The organism is Salinimicrobium oceani (genome assembly GCF_012037645.1).
Genome location: NZ_JAAVJR010001624.1, coordinates 1 through 286, shown reverse-complemented (window position 1 = coordinate 286; position 286 = coordinate 1). Strand labels below are relative to the sequence as shown.

At 40.2% G+C, this 286-nt stretch carries 1 tRNA gene; it reads left to right on the top strand.

The window, feature by feature from the left end:
• Positions 1 to 63: 63 nt before the first annotated feature.
• Positions 64 to 147: transfer RNA gene (locus HC175_RS23350), tRNA-Leu, on the top strand.
• Positions 148 to 286 lie beyond the last annotated feature (139 nt).

Here is a 286-nt window from a genome sequence, read left to right as displayed (position 1 = left end):
AGGTCACAATTTCATTTGGACTACTGCAAGAGCATCCTGCATCTTAAAGGATTCCGAATAAATGCCCAGGTGCTGGAATTGGTAGACAGGCATGGTTGAGGGCCATGTGTCCATTAGGGCGTGCGGGTTCAAGTCCCGCTCTGGGCACTTCTTTTAAAGTCCAATTCCCTCATAATTTCTCCACAGCTTCTTCCTTAGTTAAAAAATTCACTTTTCCTACCGGTGTTCTTACATAAAAGCTAAAATTCTGTTAATCATATATTTAGATATTTTCTGAGTGAAAATA